The organism is Brevibacillus reuszeri (assembly GCF_002897295.1).
In the GTDB taxonomy this organism is placed as follows: domain Bacteria; phylum Bacillota; class Bacilli; order Brevibacillales; family Brevibacillaceae; genus Brevibacillus; species Brevibacillus reuszeri_A.
Map to the genome: position 1 here is coordinate 210,252 of NZ_BEXF01000001.1, position 23,589 is coordinate 233,840.

At 47.9% G+C, this 23,589-nt stretch carries 23 protein-coding genes; 18 read left to right on the forward strand and 5 right to left on the reverse strand.

Going from position 1 to position 23,589, the window contains the following annotated elements; translation table 11 throughout:
* Positions 1 to 34: 34 nt before the first annotated feature.
* From C3B52_RS01010 to C3B52_RS01055, 10 genes are all read left to right on the forward strand, one after another.
* A complete protein-coding gene (locus C3B52_RS01010; RefSeq protein WP_103104234.1) occupies positions 35 to 1,309 on the forward strand; it encodes a Rieske 2Fe-2S domain-containing protein in 1,275 nt (424 codons plus the stop codon).
* A 17-nt stretch (positions 1,310 to 1,326) separates the two neighbouring features.
* Positions 1,327 to 1,650: a hypothetical protein gene (locus tag C3B52_RS01015; RefSeq protein WP_103104235.1), complete on the forward strand. Its 324-nt coding sequence runs from the start codon at positions 1,327 to 1,329 to the stop codon at positions 1,648 to 1,650.
* 53 nt (positions 1,651 to 1,703) lie between these two features.
* Positions 1,704 to 2,066 carry a Rieske (2Fe-2S) protein gene (locus C3B52_RS01020; RefSeq protein WP_164684658.1) on the forward strand — a complete coding sequence of 121 codons (363 nt, stop codon included), beginning with the start codon at positions 1,704 to 1,706 and terminating at the stop codon, positions 2,064 to 2,066.
* A 65-nt stretch (positions 2,067 to 2,131) separates the two neighbouring features.
* Positions 2,132 to 3,334: an amidohydrolase family protein gene (locus C3B52_RS01025; RefSeq protein WP_164684659.1), complete on the forward strand. Its 1,203-nt coding sequence runs from the start codon at positions 2,132 to 2,134 to the stop codon at positions 3,332 to 3,334.
* A gap of 2 nt (positions 3,335 to 3,336) precedes the next feature.
* On the forward strand, positions 3,337 to 4,539 hold the full coding sequence (locus C3B52_RS01030) for an amidohydrolase family protein (protein ID WP_103104238.1): 1,203 nt from the start codon (positions 3,337 to 3,339) through the stop codon (positions 4,537 to 4,539).
* The gene (locus tag C3B52_RS01035; RefSeq protein WP_235615553.1) at positions 4,540 to 6,279 is read left to right on the forward strand and encodes a thiamine pyrophosphate-binding protein; all 1,740 of its coding nucleotides are present in this window, start codon (positions 4,540 to 4,542) and stop codon (positions 6,277 to 6,279) included.
* 13 nt (positions 6,280 to 6,292) lie between these two features.
* Positions 6,293 to 7,987 carry a thiamine pyrophosphate-binding protein gene (locus tag C3B52_RS01040; RefSeq protein ID WP_103104629.1) on the forward strand — a complete coding sequence of 565 codons (1,695 nt, stop codon included), beginning with the start codon at positions 6,293 to 6,295 and terminating at the stop codon, positions 7,985 to 7,987.
* A 157-nt stretch (positions 7,988 to 8,144) separates the two neighbouring features.
* Positions 8,145 to 9,326: an ABC transporter substrate-binding protein gene (locus C3B52_RS01045; protein WP_103104239.1), complete on the forward strand. Its 1,182-nt coding sequence runs from the start codon at positions 8,145 to 8,147 to the stop codon at positions 9,324 to 9,326.
* Between the two features lie 101 nt (positions 9,327 to 9,427).
* The gene (locus tag C3B52_RS01050; RefSeq protein ID WP_103104630.1) at positions 9,428 to 10,873 is read left to right on the forward strand and encodes an aldehyde dehydrogenase family protein; all 1,446 of its coding nucleotides are present in this window, start codon (positions 9,428 to 9,430) and stop codon (positions 10,871 to 10,873) included.
* 13 nt (positions 10,874 to 10,886) lie between these two features.
* Positions 10,887 to 12,071: an ABC transporter substrate-binding protein gene (locus C3B52_RS01055; protein ID WP_103104240.1), complete on the forward strand. Its 1,185-nt coding sequence runs from the start codon at positions 10,887 to 10,889 to the stop codon at positions 12,069 to 12,071.
* A gap of 289 nt (positions 12,072 to 12,360) precedes the next feature.
* On the opposite strand, the gene C3B52_RS01060 is transcribed toward C3B52_RS01055, so the two are convergent.
* Positions 12,361 to 12,726, reverse strand: a complete 366-nt coding sequence (locus tag C3B52_RS01060) for an HsmA family protein (protein WP_103104241.1) — start codon at positions 12,724 to 12,726, stop codon at positions 12,361 to 12,363.
* A gap of 838 nt (positions 12,727 to 13,564) precedes the next feature.
* On the opposite strand from C3B52_RS01060, the gene C3B52_RS01070 reads away from it, so the two are divergent.
* From C3B52_RS01070 to C3B52_RS01090, 5 genes are all read left to right on the forward strand, one after another.
* Entirely contained in the window at positions 13,565 to 14,218 is a 654-nt protein-coding gene (locus C3B52_RS01070) for a TetR/AcrR family transcriptional regulator (RefSeq protein ID WP_103104243.1), read from the forward strand.
* Positions 14,219 to 14,223: 5 nt separating this feature from the next.
* Entirely contained in the window at positions 14,224 to 14,928 is a 705-nt protein-coding gene (locus C3B52_RS01075) for a YqeB family protein (protein WP_103104244.1), read from the forward strand.
* A gap of 298 nt (positions 14,929 to 15,226) precedes the next feature.
* Positions 15,227 to 15,733, forward strand: a complete 507-nt coding sequence (locus tag C3B52_RS01080; RefSeq protein WP_103104245.1) for a hypothetical protein — start codon at positions 15,227 to 15,229, stop codon at positions 15,731 to 15,733.
* A gap of 256 nt (positions 15,734 to 15,989) precedes the next feature.
* A complete protein-coding gene (locus C3B52_RS01085) occupies positions 15,990 to 16,574 on the forward strand; it encodes a sigma-70 family RNA polymerase sigma factor (protein WP_103104246.1) in 585 nt (194 codons plus the stop codon).
* Positions 16,564 to 17,424, forward strand: coding sequence for a hypothetical protein (locus C3B52_RS01090; protein ID WP_103104247.1), 861 nt, complete (start codon positions 16,564 to 16,566; stop codon positions 17,422 to 17,424). The genes C3B52_RS01085 and C3B52_RS01090 overlap by 11 nt, the downstream gene beginning before the upstream one ends.
* 139 nt (positions 17,425 to 17,563) lie before the next feature.
* Here the strand turns inward: C3B52_RS01090 and C3B52_RS37200 are convergent, their stop codons facing one another.
* The 3 genes from C3B52_RS37200 to C3B52_RS01100 are packed head-to-tail and all read right to left on the reverse strand — an operon-like array spanning position 17,564 to position 19,592.
* The gene (locus C3B52_RS37200; protein WP_235615554.1) at positions 17,564 to 17,752 is read right to left on the reverse strand and encodes a hypothetical protein; all 189 of its coding nucleotides are present in this window, start codon (positions 17,750 to 17,752) and stop codon (positions 17,564 to 17,566) included.
* Positions 17,753 to 17,810: 58 nt separating this feature from the next.
* On the reverse strand, positions 17,811 to 18,230 hold the full coding sequence (locus tag C3B52_RS37205) for a DUF2642 domain-containing protein (protein WP_235615555.1): 420 nt from the start codon (positions 18,228 to 18,230) through the stop codon (positions 17,811 to 17,813).
* 21 nt (positions 18,231 to 18,251) lie between these two features.
* Positions 18,252 to 19,592, reverse strand: a complete 1,341-nt coding sequence (locus C3B52_RS01100; protein ID WP_103104248.1) for an ArsB/NhaD family transporter — start codon at positions 19,590 to 19,592, stop codon at positions 18,252 to 18,254.
* Between the two features lie 337 nt (positions 19,593 to 19,929).
* Here C3B52_RS01100 and C3B52_RS01105 point away from each other — a divergent pair, with 337 nt between their 5' ends.
* Positions 19,930 to 20,466 (forward strand): suppressor of fused domain protein, encoded by a 537-nt coding sequence (locus tag C3B52_RS01105; RefSeq protein ID WP_103104249.1) that lies wholly within the window; start codon positions 19,930 to 19,932, stop codon positions 20,464 to 20,466.
* A 16-nt stretch (positions 20,467 to 20,482) separates the two neighbouring features.
* A complete protein-coding gene (locus tag C3B52_RS01110) occupies positions 20,483 to 20,950 on the forward strand; it encodes an NUDIX domain-containing protein (protein WP_103104250.1) in 468 nt (155 codons plus the stop codon).
* A 101-nt stretch (positions 20,951 to 21,051) separates the two neighbouring features.
* Here the strand turns inward: C3B52_RS01110 and C3B52_RS01115 are convergent, their stop codons facing one another.
* Positions 21,052 to 21,912 (reverse strand): DMT family transporter, encoded by an 861-nt coding sequence (locus C3B52_RS01115; RefSeq protein ID WP_373419707.1) that lies wholly within the window; start codon positions 21,910 to 21,912, stop codon positions 21,052 to 21,054.
* A 230-nt stretch (positions 21,913 to 22,142) separates the two neighbouring features.
* On the opposite strand from C3B52_RS01115, the gene C3B52_RS01120 reads away from it, so the two are divergent.
* A complete protein-coding gene (locus C3B52_RS01120; RefSeq protein ID WP_103104252.1) occupies positions 22,143 to 23,573 on the forward strand; it encodes an aminotransferase-like domain-containing protein in 1,431 nt (476 codons plus the stop codon).
* The last annotated feature ends 16 nt before the right edge of the window (positions 23,574 to 23,589 follow it).

Sequence of the window (23,589 nt, forward strand, 5' to 3'; positions counted from 1 at the left end):
TGCTAATTACATTTCGTTGCAGGGGGAGTTGTTTATGTTATCCATCGAAGATAACAAAATGTTGATCGAAACGGGTGCGAATACACCCATGGGGAAGCTGTTCAGAAGGTACTGGATTCCTGCCTTGTTATCCGAGGAGCTGCCCGCACCGGATTGTCCGCCAGTGAGAGTAACTCTTTTAGGAGAAAAGCTGGTTGCCTTCCGTGATTCCAACAACCAAATTGGCCTTTTAGATGAGCATTGTCCCCATCGCAAAGCATCCTTGTTTTTTGGCAGAAATGAAGAAGGCGGGCTGCGTTGTGTGTATCACGGATGGAAATTCGACGCTTGCGGCAAGTGTGTGGATATGCCGTCAGAACCGCCAGAAAGCAATTTTAAGAACAAAGTAACCATCAAGTCGTATCCGTGCCAGGAGTACGGGGGAATCATTTGGACGTACATGGGACCACCTGATGAAATGCCTGACCAGCCCGTGTTTGAGTTCACGCTAGTCCCGCCAAGCCACCGCTATTTCAGCAGAAGGATACAGGAAAGCAACTATTTTCAAGCAATAGAGGGCGGCATCGATTCCAGCCACATCTCCTTTTTGCACCGGAGGGTTCATGAAAACCCGACACCGACTCAGCTTGCTGTCGAGAACGGCGCTCCAAAATTTGAGGTGACCAAAACAGATTATGGACTACTGATCGGAGCGCGAAGAGATACCAAGGAGGAGAATATTTACTGGCGGATTACTCAGTTCGTCATGCCGTGGTACGCGCTAATTCCACCGACAACTAACAATTCCAAGCTGCGAACGGGTCATGCGTGGGTGCCTATGGACGACGAGAATTGCTGGCACTGGACATTCAGCTGGATACCGGAATCCCCGATCAAGGAAGCGGACTTGGCAAAGATGAAAGAGGGCGATCACGAGCTGCATGCCGCGTTGATTCCTGGAACACTCCGGCCGGTCCAAAACAAGGATAACAATTATTTGATAGACCGAGAATTGCAGGCAAGTAAGAAAAACTACAGCGGCATCAAGGGCATCGGCATTCAGGATGCGGCCGTCCAGGAAAGTGCTGGAGTCATTGTGGACCGTTCCAAAGAGAGACTTGGAACGAGTGATGCAGCGATCATCGTAGCCCGGCGTGTCATGCTGAATGCTGCACAGGGCTTGGAAAATGGCGTTAATCCACCGGGCCTCGATGTGGAGCAGTTGAAGGTGCGAGCAGCTTCCGTCATGCTGCCAAGGGGCGTGCCGTTCCAAGAAGGAGCCAGTGAGCTACTCAAATTAAATGAAGATGATTTTGTTTATTCCTATTAACGAACGGAGGCACTTTTATGGAAGAAACACGGGAGCTTCACCCAATGACTGCGGCGGAAAAAGTGAAACAACTCGCTGACCTATTGGTAGAAAGCGAGAAAAACGGTACGTGGGGACAAATCGATAGCAGTGTGCTACAGCAGCTAGCCGAGAGTGTCATCAAAATTTATGCGATGAAAATGCAGGAGCTCGACCGTTTGAGCGAGATGAGCAAAGAATTCATGCCAATCTCAAAAGAGAACACCATTCCGGATACGGAGGCGATGATTTTTGCCGACAGACTGCTGCAAAGCAAGAATCTGGAGCTGTTTGAATTACAGATGTTCAGAAATTTCTGTTAACAATAATCACGACCTGAATAGGCAGGCAAATGAATGAAAATGGGGGACAGAGCATGGAACATTTCGTATGTGAGCAAACCGAATTGATGGAAAGAAAGCCTGTATATATCTCGGTGGAAGGAATGGACATAGGTGTTGTGCTGATCAAGAACCAGATCCATGCGATCGAAAACAACTGCCCGCATGCCGAAGGACCTGTATGCCTGGGGGATATCTCCAACCGGGTGAGGATGAGATTGGATGAAAATAAGATGAGCCTCGGTGAGTACGCGTCCGAGGATGAAGTTAACATGGTCTGTCCGTGGCACGGTCTAGAATTTGACATCGCTTCTGGCACTTGCACAGCCGATAGCAGATTTAAGCTGCATAAATTCCAAACCGTTGTACGGGAAGGAAAAATTTATGTAAGCGTATAGTGTCTAGCCTGATCAAAGAACACGAATGGTGAATGAACATGGCCGATCCAGAGAGGGGCAGGGGAATGATCAATTTAAGCCTGGAAAAAAATTACTTAGATAATGCGGAAAAGCAAGCACTATCCAGAGGGTTGTACGATTTTCCGATCGTAGATACAGATTGCCATTATATGCGGACGCCGATGAATGTTATTGCGGAATATGTGGAAGAGCCGTATCGCAGTCGACTCCGCGTGTACAGTGGGGGGAGTTCCAGACACATTTTGATGGACTTGGGAGATCGAACGGTTGCCCACCGGCTGAAAAGCATGCCGCTTTATTTTCGCAAAGAAAAACCGGAAGAAGAAAAGCTGCCAAAGGAAATCTATCCTTTGCTAGAGAGCAGCCAGAAAATGGCGATTGATTACAATATTGTTTTTCCTACGGACTTATTGACGTTAGGGTTAAATCCGGCATCGGATATTGAGGTAGCGATCGCGTATGGCTTTGCCCGTTGGATGACGCAAGACGTTTTGCCGTATGACGATTCAATCAAGACTATGCTCTATCTGCCTTTTTCCGATCCAGAAGCGTGTGTGAGGATAATCAAGGAGTTTGGAGACAAAAAGGGCGTGGTTGGGTTCCTTGTTACAAGCTGTCGCTATCAACCAGTATACCATAACAGCTACATGCCTGTGTACAAGTTATTGGAAGAAAAAGGGTTGCCGCTTGGGTTCCATACCGTATCTTACTGGATGGAGCGCCCTTTCCAACAGCTGAACCGGTTCCTTTCTGCTCACGCGCTTGGATTCCCGCTCTACAATATGATCCAGCTCACCAATCTGATCATCAACGGTATACCTGAGAGATTTCCTGACCTCAAATTCGTCTTTATCGAAGCCGGGGTTTCCTGGATCCCGTTCCTCATGATGCGTCTGGACAGTGACTTCCTTTATCGTCATTCAGATGCCCCTTTGTTGACGAAGCGTCCGAGCGAATATATCAAGAACTTTTACTTTACGTCCCAGCCGCTTGAGTATACGGACAATATGAAGCATCTGGAATCGGTCTTTGAGATGTTTGACGCCGAGAATCAGCTGCTCTATGCATCCGATTACCCACACCAGGATTTTGATGCGCCAGCTTCGATCTATGATCTCCCGTTTTTAAACGAAAAAGCAAAGCGAAAAATACTGGGTGAAAATGCCTTGAAGCTATTCGGGATCAATGAGCCTGTGCTGCATGCCAAAATTCGCCGAGAGAAGGCACTGGCAAAGGAAGGAGTGTAGCAATGATCAACCTGAACCTGAAGGACAATTATCTCGATAATGCAGAAAAACAGGCTTTGGCACGAGGACTCTACGATTTTCCGATTATGGACGCCGATTGTCACTATATGACCACGCCTATGAACGAGATTGCTGAGTATTTGGAAGAGCCGTATCGCAGTCGGGTGCGAATTTACAGTGGGGGAAGTACGCGTCACATTGCACTGGACCTGGGAGATCGCACCGTCGCAGGTCGCATGAAAAGTTTGCCTCTCTACTTTCAGACAAAAACTCCGGAAGGACAGACTGTACCGAAAGAAATTTATCCGCTGATGAAATGCAATCAGAAGCTTGGCATTGACTACAGTATCGTGTTCCCTACCGATATGCTTCAGCTCGGCCTCAATCCGGCATCGGATATCGAGGTGGCAATCGCATACGGTGCAGCTCGCTGGATGACGGAAAAAGTGCTGCCCTGTGATGACTCACTCAAGACGATGCTCTACCTCCCGTTTTCCGACCCGGAGGCGTGCGTCAGGATGGTGGAGGAATTCGGCGACAAGAAGGGCGTCGTCGGGTTCATGATCACCTGTGTTCGCTATCAGCCACTCTATCATAATGCGTATATGCCGCTCTACAAGCTATTGGAGGAAAAAGGGTTGCCGCTCGGCTTCCACACGGCATCCTACTGGATGGAAAAGCCTCTTCATCAGCTAAACCGCTTTTTGTCTGCCCATGCTCTTGGCTTCCCGCTCTACAACATGATTCAGTTGACCAACCTGGTGATCAACGGCATACCGGAGCGTTTTCCCGACTTGAAGTTCTTATTTATTGAAGCGGGGGTTTCGTGGATTCCGTTCCTCATGATGCGCCTCGACAGTGATTTTATCTATCGACACTCGGATGCACCACTCTTGACCAAACGGCCGAGTGAGTACATGAAAAACTTCTATTTTACCTCTCAGCCGCTAGAGTACACCGACAACATGAAGCATTTGGAATCGGTCTTCGAGATGTTTGACGCGGAAAATCAGCTGCTCTATGCCTCCGACTATCCGCATCAGGATTTCGATGCTCCGGCGTCTATTTACGATCTACCTTTTTTAAGTGAAAAGGCGAAGCGAAAGATTTTGGGAGAGAATGCCCTAAAGCTGTTCGGAATCAAAGAACCGGTGCTTCACGCGAAGAACCGCAGGGAACAGGAGCTGGCTGGCAGCGGGAGGTAATTGAGACGTGACGGCTGGGACGTCTACATCAAAGCAAAAAGGCGGTTGAACAAGATGAACAATGAAGAGCAACGTGAGTTTACCACGTCAGATGCCATCGTGCAGGAGCTGGTCCGCGCTGGTGTAAGTGTCGCATTCGGAATCGTCAGTATTCATAACATTCCCATCTACGATGCCATCCAGCGTGAGGGGAGTATTCAACTGGTCTGTGCGCGTGGTGAAAGCGGTGCTGTCAATATGGCGGACGGCTACGCACGAGCAACCGGTAAGCTGGGGGTTGTGATTACGAGTACGGGAACAGGGGCGGGCAATGCAGCAGGCTCGCTGGTCGAGACATGGAGTGCCGGGGTACCCCTTTTACATTTGACAGGTGAGGTCGCCTCTCCTTATCTGGGAACCGGGCGTGGCTATATTCACGAATGCAAGGATCAGCTGGCGATGATGGAAGCTTGCTGCAAACGAGCGTATCTGTTGCGCAGACCTGATCAGACCGTGCCTTTGATCCGTCAGGCGATCCGTGAGGCATTTGCTACCCCCGCAGGACCTGTCACAGTGGAAATCCCGATCGACTATCAGATGGGGATTATTCCCCGAACCGAGATTGCAGAGCCAGTGGAGCATACGCTGCAACAGGTGACACCCTTACCAGAGGTGGTTATCGAAAAAATAGCAAAGGCCAAGCGCCCCGTGATTTGGGCGGGCGGCGGTGTGATTACATCGGGTGCCTCCGCGGAGGTGACCCGACTTGCTGAATTGATTGGAGCGGCGGTCATCACTAGCCAGTCAGGCAGAGGAGCGATTGCGGAGGATCATCCGTTATGTGTAGGGAATTTTTCTACTGCCCCGGATGTTACTGCTTTACTTAAAAGCTCGGATCTGCTCATCAGTATCGGTGTTCGTTTCAAGGCGAATGAAACGTCCTTTTGGAAGGTGGAAGTGCCAAAGGAGCATATTGGAATTGACGCCGATTGGCAAGCCTTCAATCGGAATTACGCCATGACGCACGGGCTTGTCGGGGATGCGAAGCAAATCATCGGGCAGGTAGCAAATCAGATCACGAAAGACGAGAGCTTGACTAAGCAGCAATATCGGGACGAGGTGAAAACGCTGCGCGAGGTGGTTCGCGGTCAAATCCGCAGCGTGTTGGGTCCGTACGAAGCGTTTCTCGATGGGATGCAAAAGACTTTGCCCCGAAATGCGATTGTCGTGCGCGATGTGACAGTGCAGGCTAGCCTCTGGGGAAACAAGCTGCTCGAAACGTACGAGCCGCGGACAGCCATTCATGCAGCCGGGGGCGGAATCGGTCAAGGCTTGCCGCTCGCGATTGGCGTACAGATGGGTCAGATGGACAAGGTCGTCGTGCTGATGGCAGGGGATGGGGGGTTCATGGTGAATCTGGGTGAATTGGCTACCGTCATTCAGGAGAATCTGCCACTCGTCATCGTTTTGTTCGATGATGCCGGTTATGGTGTTTTGCGCAACGTCCAAGATGCTGCCTACGGACGCCGGGTAGCCGTCGACTTAGTCAGCCCTGATTTCGCCCTGCTTGGCAGGTCTGTCGGCCTGGAATCTGTTCGGGTCGGCAGTGGAGAGGAGTTTGCTAGGCAATTTGAACAGGCGGTGGTCAGTAGAAAACCTTCATTGATCGTAGTCGATATGCAGGCTGTCGGTCCACTGCCCAGATCCAATTCGAATCCAAAAGGCTTGCGCGATGCATATAGTCCGAAAAAATTCCAGTGAGGCGGTAGAAAACATGTTTGAGCAAAGTGTGTTTACGACGTCGGATGCCATCGTGCAGGAACTCGTTCGCGCCGGAGTTGATACCGCATTTGGAATCGTGAGTATTCATAATATTCCGTTGTACGATGCCATTTTGCGGGAAGGCAGTATTCAATTGGTTTGCGCCCGCGGAGAAAGCGGAGCGGTAAACATGGCGGATGGGTATGCGCGCATTTCCGGTAAACTGGGCGTGGTCATTACTAGCACAGGTACGGGAGCAGGGAATGCAGCGGGCTCGCTGATTGAGACTTGGAGCGCGGGGGTACCTCTGCTTCATCTGACCGGTGAGGTAGCATCTCCGTATCTGGGGACAGGCAGGGGCTATATCCACGAATGTAAAGATCAGCTTGCGATGATGGAGGCATGCTGTAAGAAAGCCTACCGCTTGAGACGGCCAGATCAGGCGGTTCCGCTGCTGCGACAAGCGATCACGGAAGCATTATCTGCTCCAACAGGGCCTGTCACCGTGGAGATTCCGATCGATTTTCAGATGGGCATCATTCCGGAAACCAGCTTCGTCACACCGATCAAGTCCTCATCACCACCGACACCCCTCATTCCGCTGGAGGTTATCGATAAGATCGCCGCTGCCGAGAGGCCCGTGATTTGGGCCGGAGGGGGTGCGATTTCTGCCGGAGCCGCAGCCGAAGTAACAGCACTGGCGGAGAGGTTAGGGGCAGCAGTTCTTACCAGCCAATCAGGGAGAGGCATTATCCCGGAGGATCACCCCTTGTGTATTGGAAACTTTGCCTCCTCTGCGGGTGTGGCTGAATTCCTTAAGACGTGTGATTTGCTGATCAGTATCGGGGTTCGTTTCCGGGCAAATGAAACCTCTATTTGGCGCTTGCAGCTTCCTGTGGAGCATATTGGCATTGATGCAGATGCCTCGGCCTTGAATCGGAATTATCCCCTTACCTACGGGCTTATCGGGGACGCTAGACTAATCACGGCACGACTTGCAGAGGTGCTGGAGGAAAAGCGGACTGAACCAAGTATGGCCTTTCAGAACGAAGTGAAGTCGCTTCGAGATCAGGAGCGCAGCCAGCTAAGAGAAATTTTGGGACCCTATGAGGCGGTTTTGGACGGGATGCAGAGTGCCTTGCCTCGCAATACCGTACTCGTGCGGGACGTCACTGTACCAGCGAGTGTCTGGGGAAGTAAATTGTTTGAAATCTATGAACCGCGTACCTCCATTCATGCATCGGGTGGCGGGATAGGTCAGGGGCTACCTATGGCCATCGGCGCACAGATGGGTGCGAGGGAACGAGTGGTTGTTCTGATGGTAGGGGACGGTGGATTCATGGTGAATCTGGGGGAATTGTCGACTGCCGTCCAGGAGCAGCTGCCGCTTGTAGTCGTTCTGTTCGATGATGCGGGCTATGGCGTTCTTCGCAAAGTGCAGGATAACGTCTACGGACGCAGAGTAGCTGTCGATTTGGTCAGTCCTGATTTTGTCTCGTTAGGACAATCCGTCGGTTTTGAAGCGATACGTGTCACCTCAGCAGAGGAGTTTGGCCCTATTTTCTCTGGAGCAGTCCAAAAACGAAGCCCATCACTCATTGTGGTTGATATGAAAGCAGTTGGTCCTATGGCAAGACCTGCATCTAATCCTTTTTCCAATACCGAGGGAGGCGTAGCAGCAGCATATCGTCCGCGCCGGTTCCCTTAATCCTCCTGTTTCCAATCGGCTAGAGAGAGAAGTAGAGAGAAGACCATTCGAGGTCATAAATCCAGGAGGCACGATTCATGAGTTGACACACAGATGGAGGAGAAAGGCTTACCCCTGACTGTGGGAGAAAAGCGTAATCTGAGGGGGACAGAAAAGGATGAAAACGGCAATGAGAAGAAAGTGGATTGCGATCATGACCTGTCTGGCAGTGGTGATGTTGACAGCTTGTGGCACAACATCACAAACAAATTCACCTTCACCCCAATCGGCAACTTCAAATCAGCAGTCACCTACCAGCCAACCAGCTGGGCAAGCCACGTCAAATGCAAACAAGCAAGACTGGGAAATCGAATGGGAGAAAACGATCGAGCTGGCTAAACAGGAAGGCGAAGTGACGATCATCGGAAGTGCGCAAACAGATAGAGAAGACCTGATGAGAGAATTCGAGAAAGCGTACCCCGGGATCAAGGTAAAGTACTTTGGCATGTCTTCGTCCGAGTCTGGTCCGAAGATTCAAGCGGAGCAGCAGCAAGGTAAATATCTCACGGATATCGTTCTGGAAAGTGGAGGAGCAGCCCAAACAGATGATATTCATAATTACATCATACTCCCGGAAGTAAAGGACGATAAAAACTGGAATTACGGCTATGAAAAAGGCTTTGAAATGGCACAGGCTCAGTATACGGGTCAGTTCGTTTATGCGAATCTCGCATTCCCCTATCTGTTTATTAACAATGATGTCATTCCAGAAGGTGAAATCAAAACCTTCGATGATCTGCTCGACCCGAAATACAAGGGAAAATTCATCATCAACGACTTTTCCAAGCTGGGCCAGGGGCACGTCATGATGACTGCGCTGTACATGTCCAAAGGGGAGGAGTTCATCAACAAGCTGATGGCACAGGAGCCCATTCTCGTCTCCGATCCGCGTCAGGTGGCAGAATGGTTTGCTACGGGTAAATATGCCATTGGAATCGGGGTAGACTCCAGTACGCTCGGTAAATACAAGGACCAGGGCATCGTCAAAAAGGTAAGCAAGCTGGAACCGGAAAAAAGCGAGTATGTAGGCTCGTTCGCTCTGACACTCTTAAAAAATCCGCCACACCCCAATGCGACAAAAGTATTTTTGAACTGGTTCTTCGGCAAAGAGGGGCAGACCCACTTCGTCAATATTGTCCAGGATTACATCAGTCGACGCACAGATGTACCACTGCCTCCAGTAGAAGGGATGCGGGGATGGGACAAAATTGATTACAAAATGTCTTCCTTGGAGCAAAAAACGATCGACGCTCGCCCGGTTATCTCGGAAATTGGAGCGAAGGCAAAGCAAGCGAAATAGCGGGAAGATTTCGGTTCGTCCAGTCCTTAGCTCGGTTTTTCTCCGGGCTAGGACTGCTCTCGTATGTTAGCCCGATTTTTCAAGAGGGAGAGATGCAGAAAATGGAGACGTTTCGCATTCACTTATGGATTGGAAATGAAGAGGTAAAGACCAAGACGTACGCGGAAGTGAAAGATCCGGGACGCTTGTCCGAGGTGGTAGGGGAAGTCGCGCAGGGTACGGAGCAGCACGTCGATCAGGCAGTTCGCGCAGCCCATCAAGCGTTTTTATCATGGAGAAACACAGATCTTGCAGAGCGCTCTGCTTTGCTAAACCAGGCTGCCGATTTGCTCCAGCAGGAAGGACCTGCCCTTGCAAACATCTTGTCCAGAGAGGCAGGAATGCTCATATCCTCTTATCGCGGTGAAGCGGTTCGGGCAAGCAACATTATCCGCAGCACGGTGGTCAACGCTCAATCCTTTTTTGCACCCAAAGTGGTGGAAGATGAGAACAGCTGGGTAAGTGTGGAAAAACGGCCATTGGGGGTAATTGCGGCTATCATTCCATGGAATGTTCCCCTGATGCTGACGATGCAGAAATTAGCCCCGATCTTGGTAACAGGCAATACGATTGTCATCAAGCCATCTCCATTTGCGTCCATAGGTGTCTCGCTTATTTTGCAAAAAATGTCAGAGTTATTCCCTCCCGGTGTAATTAATGTCATCCACGGAGACGGGCAGGCAGGGGCGGCGCTGACAACCCATCCGCTGGTTCGCAAAATTTCTTTCACGGGTGGCGGAAGCACGGCGAAGTCAGTCATGAAATCTGCGGCATCTTCCCTAAAGCGCGTCCACTTTGAATTGGGAGGAAACGATCCAGCTATCGTTTTAGAGGATGCCAATCTAGAAGTAGCTATGACCAAAATCGCCACCTCTGCCTTTATGCGCTCTGGGCAATTATGTGTGGCGATCAAGCGTGTCTACATTCCGGAGAAATTGTACGATGCCGCTTGTGAACTCGTCGTGGCCCACGCGAATAACTACAAAATAGGCTATGGACTAGACGAAAACACCACATTTGGTCCCGTAAATAATCGAGGGCAGTATGCGTATGTGAAAGAACTGGTAGAACGGGCCAAGAACAGCAGTGCAACGGTACTGGAGCTCGGGACGAAGCTCGAGCCTGACAATTGGAATAATGGCTACTATCTGAATCCGACTGTCGTGATCAACCCGGAGCAGGATCAGGAAATCGTTACATGCGAGCAATTCGGACCGGTTCTTCCATTAGTGAAGTATCGCAGTGAAGACGAGGTCATTCACTTGGCAAACAATACGGAATACGGGTTGGGCTCTTCCGTCTGGTCGTCCGATTTTGAGCACGCCGTTCGTGTTGCCCGGAGAATTGAGGCGGGAATGACTAGCATTAATGGCTCTGGCTTGTCAGCACTCGGACATCAGCACATTCCATTTGGCGGAGTAAAGCAAAGCGGCATTGGTCGAGAAAATACAGAAATCGGTTTGTCGGAATTTATTGAGTATCACGGAATTAACATCCATAAGTCGTAAAGGTGGAGGAGCGATGAAAACGAACGGAAAACAAATATGGCTCCTCGCTTTCATTGTCCTTGTGATGAGCAGCCTTGCCGCCTGTGCCAAACCTGCATCAAATGTCAGTTCTCAGTCAGCAGGACCGGCGCCGGCGCAACAGCCAGCAAACAGTGAAACACCGAAAGAAGCATGGGAAAGGGAATGGGAGAAAACCGTCGAGCTGGCAAAAAAAGAAGGAGAGGTTACCATCATTGGCCCGGCTGCAACGAGCCGGGAAGAGCTCATGCGCCAGTTCGAGAAACAGTACCCTGGCATTAAGGTGAAGTACATTGGGATGAGACCTAGTCTGGCTGTTTCCAAGCTTTTGGCAGAACAACAGCAAGACAAGTATTTGTCCGATATTTTACTGGAGGGTGGACAGCAGATCGCCTTTGACCTATTCCCGGCAGGTGCCACAGATGATATCCGCAAGTTTATCGTGTTCCCTGAGATTCAAGACGACAACAATTGGTACATGGGCTATGAAGCCGGATATTCGATGGCTTCCAATACGGGTCAGTACGTGTTCGCGATCATTGCTCTCCCCAATATCCACATCAATCACGATGTCATTCCAGAAGGCGAGATCAAGACATTGCAGGATCTCCTTGATCCGAGATGGAGGGGGAAAATGGTTCTGCACAATTTCGCGAGACAGGCGCAGGGACATGGAACACTCGCAGCACTGGCAGCTTCCGAGGGTAAAGAATTCGTGCTTAAACTACTCGAACAAGAGCCGCTGGTTATCGATGATCCTCGTCAGCTGATCGAAGCGTATGTGACGGGAAAATACCCCATAGGTATCGGTCTGGACAATACGATGCTGCGGCAATTCAGAGAACAAGGCGTTGTTAAAAATTCAGGCAAGCTTCAGCCAGAAGTAAGTACGGTAGTCACGCCGTTTCCGATTGGCGTCTTAAAGAACCAGCCGCATCCAAACGCTGCCAAGGTGTTTATCAACTGGTTTTTGAGCAAGGAAGGACAAAATCAATTTGTCACCCTCACAAAAGAATCTCAAAGCCGCAGGAAGGATGTCGCCGAAAGCGTATACGAAGATGTGAGAGGCTGGGACAAGGTTGACTATCGCACCTCCAATCTGGAAAAGGAGGGCCTGGAGGCAGCCAAGTGGGTGACGGAGCTGAGCAAAACGTATTTTCAAAACAGACCCGTCAAATAACAGACAGATTCGCAAAGCCATCGAAATCGTTTCGATGGTTTTTTTCTGTGAATGATTCCCCTTGATGGGTGAAGGGGAATAACAACATTACTTTTTTAATCCGCTAATAAAGACATAAAAAGTAAAGTAGAGAAATAGTAGCCCTGACACTAACGGAGATCATTCCGTTCTCTGCTGGAGAGGGAGCTTATCCGATGGACTTCAATTCCTTACTGACGGTTGGGAATGATCAGAACGGTTCCTATAGGTAAATAAGCTAATAAATGATAGGAGCCTTTGATGAGCTCCTTTATTTAGTAAAGCTTAAAACCACGCCTATGGAATAAGGTATAAGCCATAAAAACCAAACAATTAGGCTGAATTTATGAAATTGCTTGATCCGATTTTCCTCTTGTTTCCATAGGACCACACATGCCCACACGGTATGGACAAACATTAAGATCAGAGCTATCAACCCTGTAATTCCATGTAAATTTAAACCAGGGCTGTCTGCGAGCAATTTCATAAACGTCGTTCCGATCGTATCGAATACTAAACCGAAACCAAAAAAGATTAGGTGTGTAAACTTTAGCTCTCCAGAACGTTTTTCACTCCATACACCGATCGTATATGCAAGAAGTGCCAGATTAATAAAAATCACTGCTGCTGCTAACATGAAAGATCATCTCCTGTACCATTTCTTGACTACGCTTGTAAGTGTACGTCTCGAACATGAACAAGAGATGAACAACTGTATAGTAATATTTAACACGTTATTTTATGGGGAAAAGTCTAACGTTTGAGCTTCGAGGTAATATAGCCAGCAAGTAGTATACAAGCATCATGTACAATCGTGAATCTAGAAGCAGCGGGCGGGACTCATCTGAAGTTTCCTTGTTTAATATTTTGAAAGTGAGGAAGAAGCTCGAAATGATCTAATGGTGAAATTAAGTAATCCTGTTAAATGGATGACGATATGACAAAAGCATATAAATATGGACTATGTAGTATCCATAGAAATAGTTGAGATTACAGATGGTACGGAAAGAAGTATAGAGTAACGCCAAAAGCACCGATTAAGGTGCTTTTTCTTTTGGAATTCCATATCAATAGGAGACATCAAAGCCCCCGTGAGATAACCGATTATCAGCTTGTAGGTTCCTGCATAAACCAGAGGATATATGAGCATCTGTTGCAAATGAGAATGGTCGCTTCTTTGTTTGCCCAGTCTAGTCCAAAGAAGGTAGCTCCCCTAGTATTTAGCTGACGATAGTCTTTGTCAAAGTGGGTATGTTTACAGCATGGGCAAGTAATGGAAGTACCTCCAGCTTGATATTGCATGAAAAAAGCCCCCTTTTGATCTTTATAACTAATACGTATGGAAATACTGATGGTTCCAAAATGTGTAAATAAATAAAAGTGAAAGGCATTGACCGGATGTATTTTTATGGTATTATTTGATTAACCAATCAAATAATAAAATGAACGATCAATCAATTGAAGGTGTGAGTGTAATGAAGGACGCCAATAAAGAAAAAGGAAGACAGTCGTTTATTGCTGAAGCAAGGCGTGAACAAATTATTGAAGCTGCAATCAAAGCACTTGACGAAGTTGGTTATGTAAAGGCAAGTCTCGCTCAGATTGCAAAAAATGCGGATATAAGCACGGGGCTGATTTCTTACCATTTTTCAGATAAAAGTGATTTGATGAATCATTTACTAACGAATCTCTTAGAAAGATCGACTACCTACATATTGGAAAGAGTAGCTAAAGAGGATACTCCTCAGAAAAAACTGAATGCATTTATTTTAGCAAGCTTGGCTTATCAAGGTACTCATCGTCAACGTAATATAGCCTTGTTAGAAATTGTTTTTAATGAGAGAACGCCCGATAATATCCCGTACTATAAGTTAAGTGATGACCAAGAAGATATAATCATGAAGGAGCTTCAACAAATCCTGCGTGATGGCCAAGAACAAGGAGTTTTTGGAGAATTTAATGTAGATGTTATGTCCAATTTGATTCAAGGTGCAATTGGGGAATATATGCTTAACAATTCGATAACAAAGAAGGTTGATCTTGAAACATATAGTTGCGAACTTACAAAGATTATTGAGAAAGCCATCGTCAACTCGAAGGTAACGAATCCTTTAAACGATGGAAGGTGAACGAGATGACTGGATCTATTTCATTACACAATAAAAAGACGGTTGTAGGCTTTTCTACGGCAACAGGAATCATTCTGTATGGTGGGTTTGGGGCAGCAGGGCTTGTCCTGGGCTACTTCCTGCCACAAATCGCAGCCTGGGCTTTAAAGCTTCCATGGGTGCCATTTGAGGGACCTTTGAAATTGGTCAACCACTTTAGTGGCATTTGGGTGAGTATGATTCTAGCATTTCTGGGTCTAATCGTAGGTCTAGTAGTTGCCGCTGTCGCGGTGAAGGAGACGCTTGTTGTAACCATTACGGATGAAGCAGTTCAACTTGATAAAGATGGACATAAGCAAACAATCGAACGAAAAGAGATTGATACGGTTTTCTTAGATGGGAAACAGCTGGTCATCCTTGGGGAATCAGGACATGAGCTCGCACGGGACAAAATTGATGAATCCCCTAATACGGTGATGGATGCCTTCAAGAGACATGGTTATTCCTGGTCATCAGAGGGGGACCCATTTAAACAGGAGTATAGACGTTGGGTGTTGGATACACCTGATCTATCACCAACTGCAAATGCTTTAATGAAAGCGAGAGAAATTGCGTTGCAAAAAAAAGACGCTAAAGATATAAAGGAACTTCGAAACGAGATTAACAAGCTCGGGTATATCGTACGTGAAGAAGAAACACGTCAATACTGGCGGAAAGCACCAAAGGGGTAATATTTCTATTAATGCATTTCCCCTGTTTATTCTGTGTTGATTGCCTAGTGATACAATCAACCTGCCCATTGTAAGTAAAAATTGAAAGTGTTCGTTCCTTTTCGTTGATGGAACGCCGTATGCGCTGAAAGGCGCCTGTACGGTGTAGGCTCGTTATAAAGCTGAAAATGCATAAGACGAGAATAGCGATCCAGGAGTAACAGGATTTCAAGGACCTATCAACCAAGGGAGTGATGGCACAAAAGCCTCGGCTACAGTAACATTCGGTCCACTTATTTCAGATGGAGATACAATAACAGTGGACAGTGTGGATACTTATACGAAGGCAGCCACAGGTAACGGCGCAAATACATTCAACACAATCGAAGAGCTGACAGAATTAATTAACGGAGGTTCTTTTGTAGATGCAACGCATAGTGGAGCGATCATCACAGTAACGGCAAGTACAGCGGGTGTAAGTGGAAATACTATCGCAATAAGCACTGCATCTAACCCACTGGGGCTTATCTTGTCGAGTCCAACGCTTTCAGGTGGAGTAGATGGTCAAGCAGAGTTCACAACATTTACTGTAGCCACTGGTGCAGCTTCTACTGGCAACATTACCGTCATGGTTGACAGCGTTCCTTATACAGTAGGAGTGACAAGTGGTCAAACGCCGGAGACAATAGCAGCTGCGATTGTTTCCAAGCTAACAGAGGATACCGTAGCTGGTTATACGGTTTCCCGATTGCCACTTTCAGCGACTATAATATTTATGTCGACTGCTAAACAAAATGTTGAGGATCTGACTGTGTCGATTAACTAATGAAATAGCAGTGAAAATACCCTCAGGAAAATTTCTGAGGGTATTTTCTATACTTATTTCCGGATGATTCTCGCAGGCGGTAAGCACGACTGATTTTCACAGTTGCCCAAACCCCAAAAAATAATTTACAACCATTTTGTTAATACAATCCCGAATTCCCCGTATTAACTAGCGTGAGACTCATGGAACCACAACAAATTGCGCAATTTGTTAGCTCACCGCATTTTTCTATAGAGGAAGAAAGGAGGGGGAGTAGTTGGAGATTGCCCAAGTAAGCACAGGCATCTGCCACAACGAAAGAAGCGATATCCAAGATGGGATCATGTCGACACAAAGATTTACAGAGATATACGATGCGTACTATAAGCGCGTCTACAAGTATATTTGCTATCGAATCAACAATCATTATGCAGCGGAAGAGATTTGCAGTCACGTATTTGAAGTAGTGATTTCCAAATACAATAGCTTCTCACCACAGAGGTCCAACTTTGAGGTATGGCTGTTCGCGATTGCGAGAAACGCTGTGACTGATTACTTCCGCTCACAGAAAAAAAGAATGACCTTTTCACTAGATTCCATCTTGGATCTGTTCCAACCCAAATCGTCTCCCGAAGAAATCGTGATTCGAGATGATAGTCATGAAGAGCTGTTCAAGGCACTGGCAAAGCTGAGTGACAAAGAACGCCATATCATTGCGATGAAGTACGCGGCAGGTCTAAAAAACGCGGAAATCGCTGAACTGTTAGGTGTGAGTGGCTCGAATATCGGGGTTGTTCTTTACAGATGCTTGAAGAAGCTGCAGAAGGAATTGGAGAAGGGAGGCTTCCACTATGAAGGGTGAACAAGAGCGAAGCGAGTTTCGTGACCTGACACGCTTGCTTGAAAAGGTAGAGCTGGACGACAAAGCCTCAAAGGACAAAATCTATAATCGTCTGAAGTTCAAAATAGAAGCAGGAACCATAAGACCCGACTATACGAAAAAGGATGAGATCATAATGAAAAAGAATAGATGGAAAACGATTACGGTTAGTGCTGTCGCTGTCATTTGCTTAACAGGTGCATTCTCGACGACCTCGTTTGCCCAAGGGATGCTCGAGTCTATTTTGGCACGTTTTCAAGTTGGTAATTTACAAATCGTACAATACGACAAGGAACCGACCCCTCCGGCAAAGGATGCTGCGTCTGAACAAACGAATGGAGATCCTACACGTGCAGTTGAATTGCAGGCTCGCCCTGATCTAACTGTACAGGAAGCGCGCTCTGCACTGGGTATCAACTTCCCGGCTCCAACATGGCTCGCGGATTATAAATACGTCAACACCGTCATTCATGGCAAGAATATGGCAGAGGTACAATTTGCACAAGGTGAAAAAACGGTCAACTTCCTGATTTCCAAGGGCGGAGAAAATGGCATCGGTACTACAGAGGAAGTTAAAACAGAAGTGATACAAGGAACCAAGGTTTACTTTGCAAATGGGATTGTGATCTGGGAGGATAACGGATTTACGATAGAGCTTTACTCCCAGGAGGACTTTGATACCGCTACATTGGGCAAAATCATTGACGGCTTCGCAGTAGGGGCGCCGCTCACACAAGCAGAAATCGATCAAGCAAAAGAAAAGCTGCAAAACACAGCTCCAACAGAAGGACCTGGCCCAGCTCCAGCACCTGCCCAAGCGCCAGGAAAATAATAGGCATGAAATTGAAAAATACGCGTCCGAGGCGACTTCCACGTTTGTGTGGTTTCGCTTTGGGCGCGTATTTCTGGGCTGACAACCGTTCTATCCGCCTACTTGTTCTCAAGAAGGGCTGAATACACGACATAATTGTCTACGGAACGTGAAAGGTTTTCAGATGCTGCAGGTTCCATAGCAGCTTGTCGCCATTGGCGATTCGAAGCTCGATTTTGTTTCCATCCACCTTTTCAATCAGTCCTACCTTGTCTGAATCAAAGCCTAGGTCAAAGACTGCGAAAACCCCTTCTAATTTTTTGCATTGCTGCTTGAATGTACGCGACAATGGGAGGCTGTTAGGTACAAACAAAAAGCGGTCTTTATCCATGGTGTAGGGGGTGATGTTATCTGGATAGGGAATGATCCATTTCACATGGTCGATAGAGACAAAAATTGTTTTGAAAACGGGGCGAGTGGAAAACAAAGTAATCATTCATGATACTGGTGAGGTATCCGCTAAACGATTGATTTCCCGTTATATAAATCTCGATAAAGCGCCCTTTTGCATTCTCTAGTACCTTTCGATAAGAGATTTTATCTGCTTGGTCACTATCGTGAACAGTAAATACATGCTCCAGATGTGGTCTTTGTGCAGTGCTTTGCTTCAGATTCTGGATGTGTACCAACGGAATATATACAAACTTCTGTCCGTTATCAATCACGATCAAATCTAGCCCTGCATCAATCAAAATCCCCTGAAAAACGCTTTTGCCCGATATTTCTACATCGATGCTTTTTCCAATCAACGACTGAATATAATCCATTTTTTACCCTCCACGGCAATCCTAAAATATCCATGCAACCCAATAGGCGAGAACCACCAACGTGAAAACAACGGTGATAGGGATGACAATCGAGGTGACTTTCAGGTACTCCCCCCACGTGATTTTCACATTTCCTTTTTTCAAAATGTGCATCCATAGCAAGGTAGCCAGTGTACCCATAGGCAAAAGCAAGGACCCGATGTCACTACCAATCACGCTAGCCAAATACGATATTTTTAAAGTGAGTGGGTCTAGCCCCATGTTAGTCAAGGTAAGTGTACCAACCATCAACGCTGGGTGGTTGTTGAACAAATTGGAGAGGAGCGATACAAGTCCTCCCATCATGATGCTGGCTTGGAGCAAGCTTCCTGACACCAGTGGTTGAAAGAAGCCAATTAGCCAATTCGTCAGTCCAATGTTGTGCAGCCCGTAAATGATCACGTACATGCTAAAGGCAAATACAAAAATATGCCATGGCGTTTTCTTCAGCATATCTTTGGGTGATATTTTGAGGTAATACCAACGCCACGCCAGCAGGACGAGGGAACCAATTACAGCCATGAGCGGTACAGGAAAGTGGAAGTAAGATGCGACGAATAGGCTGGCTCGTACCCCTAACACAAACAGTAGGAGATACCCCATGAATTTGGTCCGCTTTTCGAGGGGGATCGGTGATGAATCTCCTTTTAAGGGGTGACTGCGTTTTGCAGAAAGACTGAGATTGATGGATCGAAGCTTGCGCGGGAGTGTGCGATAGAAATACGCATAGAGGAGAAGCGTAAGAAGAATCAGCCCTAGCGTTGCGGGAACAAACATCATCGCCGTATGCATATACAGATCCATGTTCACAATTTTTAACGCAATGAGATTCACAATATTACTGACCCCGATGGGTGCGCTGGAGGCGGTGGCAATCAAGGCTCCGCTCAGTAGATACGGGATTTTTTCGTGATTTTTCAGACCCAGCTTGTGAAGTAATAACAGCAAGATTGGGGTGGTAATTAGGATGCTGCCATCATTGTTGACGAAGAGAGTCATGAGAAAGCAGAGAAGATTCGTATACCAAAAGAGGCGAATTCCCGATCCTTTCGATTTTGCAGCCAGATTTTCAGCTGCCCAGTGAAAGAAGCCAAAGCTCTCGAGTACAATCGCCATGACAATGGTTGCCATGATGGTGATGGCAGCACCCCCGATTGTTTCTGTGATCGTACCCAAATCGGCGAGCGACACACTGCCGCTCAAGAGAACGAAAAGAGCGCCACAGGTTGCAGGGATGGCTTCGTTTACGTGAGGGCGGCAAAAAATAAAGATGATGGTGCATATAAAAGAGAGAATCGTCAGCGGTACCATCAATTCAGTCATAGTAGTCATCTGCTTCTATCCGATGTTGTCTAGTTGTCATCGCTTTGTGTACATTCCTTTCACTTGTCCAAAAAGTCAGTTTGTAATGTATTCATACGTAAAGCGAATCTACTTTGAACTAAACTTGTACCCTTTTTGCATAGAATCCACTGTCATCCCCTGACACTTATCCAGCAATGACAAATTGACATGCGCTACAAACAACTAGAAACGACTCAGATTCGCTCATTTGATAGCGCCTCCAAGTGTGCTAAAATCAGTGTGGAGGAAATGCCAAGTAAACCGATTGCTTCAACCGGTTGGAATAAAGGTTTTCTTACGGAGCGGAAACGTACATATGATAGTGGTAAAGCAGGTAATGGATCACTGCAGCAGCTTTTTTGGGTATAAGGGAGATTTGTATCAATGCGAAGCAGCAGATGTGCTGATAGCTGTCTATCCGGCTACACGCAAGCGAGGCTGGTGGACATATGTCACACTTGAGCTGAACAAGGCAGGGGCTAGTGAATGTGTACTCTATTCCTACCAGTTTGACAGGGCGATGATCACGCATTTGGCGAATATCGCTCATCAGGTCATGCGGCGATGGGAGGAGCATAACACCCGGCTGCAAAAAGGAAGCGTTTTCTTGCTAGAAGGACCTATTCAAGAAACTTCTGTGCTTGATTGCGCACTGGCTACACCAGTCTATTACGAAGAAGTAGGATTCGAATATTATACAAACGGCAAAGACGTAATCCGATTCATGATGCTGCATGCAATCGCCAAATCGGAGGCCGTATTCGCACAACGCTATGGACTGGACGCGCTAGAGGAATTGTTTGCGAGAACTTGTGTCGATTCCCTGAATGTCATGCGTACCCCTGCCATATGAGAAGGGAGCGAACAGGATGAAAACGATTAGCATCAGGGTAACCGTGGTGGTAGAGCACCAGGGCAGGATTCTTCTTATACGGGAAAAGACAGGAGGAGAACCTTGCTACAGCTTGCCTGGTGGTAATGTAGAATACGTGGAGACGATTCCGGAAGCGACAAGAAGAGAGGTTTGGGAGGAAACCGGGCTGCTCGTCAGTATGGAGCGTTTGCTTTGGGTGGATGACCGAATCAATCATTCCGGCGAAGGAAAGCATACGATTGCGGTTGCTGTCCTGGCCAAACTGATGGGAGAGGAGACCGAGCCAATCCCCGGCGGTCTCGATGACGAAGAAATTGAATGGGCGGGCTGGGTTACATTGGACGATTGGAAGACACTGCCCTTGTACCACGATGCTTGGCGAGAGCTGGTTATTTCCGCACTGGCTGATCCTGGTTACAAGCCTGAGTATTTAGGCAACATGCTGGATGTGAAAAAGAAGTAATTCCGGTAGTGCCTTCCAATGGGTGAAAAAAAAGAAGTGTATGCCTTTTATGCAAAGGCTGCACTTCTTTTTTTCATATCTCGTCAGACCTGCCTGCTTGTTTAAGCCCTTGCCTTTACAGGGGCTGATTTGCCTTTTGCTACCGCGATAACGACAATGACGGCGGCAGCAATTGCTCCGAGTGGAACTTCTTCAGAGAGCAGCAGCCATGCAGCGAGAATCGAGAGAAATGGCTGCAAGTATTGCGTCTGGCTTACCCGGGCAACGCCGCCAAGTGCCAGCCCATGATACCAGGCAAAGAAACCGAGAAACTGACTGACAACACAAATGTAACCAAATCCGAGCCATGTAGTCCAAGTCGCTTGCTTTAGTTCGGCAATCAGTGGACCAGCGATGGGAACGACCAGAAAAGGAAAGGCAAAGACAAGCGACCAGCTAATCACTTGCCAGCCTCCCATTGTTTTCGAAAGCTGACCGCCAACAGCATAGCCAATTGCAGCCGAGATGACTGCTCCAAGCAGGGAAAGATCAGCCCATTGCAGGGCACCAAGTCCTGAGCTGATGGCGTAAGCGATGATGGTTACACAGGCGATGATACTGGAAATCCAGTACGTGCGTGTCGGGCGCTCACCTGCAAAAAACGCGCCTGCACCAGCTGTCGCCAACGGAAGAAGAGCGATAATTACGGCGCCATGGTTCGCAGGGACATGCTCCAGTGCTACAGACGAGAAAAATGGAAACCCTACTACGACACCGCCTGCAACCAGAAACAGCTTTTTCGTTTGTTGCCAGGTAGGGAAAGGCACTCGCTTGATTAATAGCACTAGGACCGCCAAAATGGCTGCAATCAAGGCACGCCCCAAGCCTGCGGTCAAAGGGGAGAGATCCGAAATCACGGCTTTTGTAACGGGCAATGTCAGACTGAAGCTGCATACTCCGATGAAGCCGTACAATAACCCCATTTTTTCGTTGCGGCTGCTGCTTTGCACTAGCGGGTTATCCTGCAGCGCCTTGTTTTTCACGGCGACCTCTGTTCTCATATAAATCCCATCCTTTTTTGCGACCGTCTATGATTTCTCATCTTAAAAGCGTTGACGATCAAAGGGTAGATCCAATTGGCAGCAGGATGAGTAGGCCAATTTGTCGAACCTCAGTCTTACATAACAAGATTCATGGTGGAGGAGAAGGGAGTATGGAGTGGAAGCCGGACAAAAGCAAGGAACAGCCCGTTTATCAGCAGATCGCCAAAAGACTGGAGCAGCAAATCATTGGGGGTGAGCTGCAGCCTGGAAGCTCCTTGCCGGCGGAAAGAGTCTTGGCGAGGCGATTCGGTGTAAACAGGGGGACTGTATCTGCGGCATACGAGGAATTGCGTGCGATGGGGCTGTTGCAATCGTGGCAAGGAAGCGGCACGTGGGTCAGCCAGCATTTGTGGGGAGTACGGCAAATGCCGAATTGGTACAAATATACGAACGGAGGCGCCTTTTTACCTGCTTACCCGTTAGCGAAGCGTATCCAGGATGCCTGCTTCGATCCGTCGATTATCAATTTGGCAAAAGCAGAATTAACCCCCTCCATGATTCCTCCCTTGACTCTGCAAAGTATGGAGGATATGGGCGAGATGCGCTTTGAACTCGGCTATGCGCATCCAAAAGGCGATCCAAAGCTGCGCGAGGTTCTCGCTGCCCACTTACAGGAGCAATACGGAATTACTGCATCGACCGAAGAAATTCTCGTCACCTCGGGAGCACAACAAGCCCTTCATCTGATTTCCCTTTGCCTGCTCAGTCCTGGTGACGCCATCGCCATGGAGGGGCCGTCTTACTCTTATTCCTTGCCGCTATTTAGTTCTGCAGGGCTGCGGTTATACAGATTGCCTCTAGACGAGGAAGGGATTATTCCAGAGGCAATCAAATTGCTGCATCAGGAGCACAGAATTCGCATGGTATTTGCCAATCCTACCTACCACAATCCAACGAGCAACGTGATGAGTCAGGGGAGACGAAAGCAGCTGCTTGAGGTATGTCAGGAGCTGCGGATTCCGCTAGTCGAAGATGATGCTTACGGTGCACTTACGATAAATGGAGGCAAAAAGCCGCCTTTTCCTGTAAAAGCGATAGATACAAGCGGAACTGTCCTGTACGTAAACAGTACATCCAAGACAGTGGCTCCAGGACTTCGCATCGGATGGCTGGTCGGACCGCGTGCAGTCATCGAGCGGCTCGCTGATGCCAAGCAACAAATGGATTTCGGAACGAGCAGTGTCTCCCAGCAGCTCGCTCGCCACTTTTTGGAGAGGACGCAGTGGCAAAAACAAATGGAACGATTAGCGGATTATTTGTTTACACAGCGAGCAGCTATGCTGGATGCGATGGATAAGGAGCTGAAGGATTTTGCCGTCTGGAATGTTCCTCTGGGCAGCTTTCATTTCTGGTGTCGATTGCTCCAGCCACTAGACGAACGAGAGCTGCTGGATGCCGCGATTCGGGAAGGCGTCGTATTTACCCCCGGAGGCGTTTATGGTGCCGAGCAGGGCTGGCTGCGTCTTACGTATTCTTGGGAACAGGGGACGGAAATCGAAGAAGGAATTCGGCGACTAGGCAAGGTACTGCAAACAATATAGAGCTATATTGCTAGAA